Genomic DNA, 746 nt, shown 5'->3' with positions numbered 1-746 from the left:
CACCACCGCGGCCACGTCCTTGCGCAGGCGCTCGGCGGTGTCGCGGCTGGCACCCAGCTCGTCGGCCAGCCCCTTCTTGTCGGCGAGGGCCGCCTCGAGCTGCTTCGTGGTGTCGGCGAGCGCGCCCTCCAGGCGCAGGCGCTCGGCCTCGGCCTTCTCGTACGAGGCGCGCAGCGCGGTCGACGCGCTGGCCGACAGCCGGGGCGGCAGGTAGCGCTCCTGGATCAGCACGACGCCTCCCGCGCCGATCGCGATGCCGACCAGCAGCAGCACCAGCCAGCGGGGCAGGCGCCAGCGCGAGCGCCTTCTTCCATAGGGATCAAATGCAACAGGTTTCATGAACCGGACATCCGTGTTGTTGTGGTCTGAGCGGGGTGGCAGAACCCAAAGGTTACAACCCTCCGGCCCCGGCGCTGAAACACGATGTCAGGCGGCCGGTCGGACGGGCGCCGATCGGGCCTCGTCGGATCGTGACGGACTCGACGCAAAAGGGCTCTGGCGGGTCTTCGCTGGCGCGATGCCGGCCTTTTGACACGCAAGTGCAATCGCCACCCGCCGACATCAGCGGACATGGTGAACTGCATTCGCATTGCGCCGCCATCGCCCCTGGGGCATGGCCTGCGCCTGATCCTCATCCTCGCGGCGGCCATGCTGGTCGTCGGCTGCGGCACGGTCCGCCTGCCCGGCGGCACACCGCCGCCCGCGCCGTCGGTCGAACCCGAAGCCAGCCCAGCGCCGCTGCCGGA

Annotated in this window: 1 pseudogene; it reads right to left on the bottom strand. The window is 70.6% G+C overall.

From position 1 onward, the window contains the following. Nucleotides 1-339 (bottom strand): annotated as a pseudogene (locus tag x551_RS22890) (hypothetical protein); the annotation flags it as partial. Nucleotides 340-746: the final 407 nt, after the last annotated feature.

The sequence above is a fragment of the Methylibium sp. T29 genome (genome assembly GCF_000576205.1).
GTDB lineage: Bacteria > Pseudomonadota > Gammaproteobacteria > Burkholderiales > Burkholderiaceae_C > Methylibium > Methylibium petroleiphilum.
This window is presented reverse-complemented; position numbering and strand designations above follow the sequence as displayed.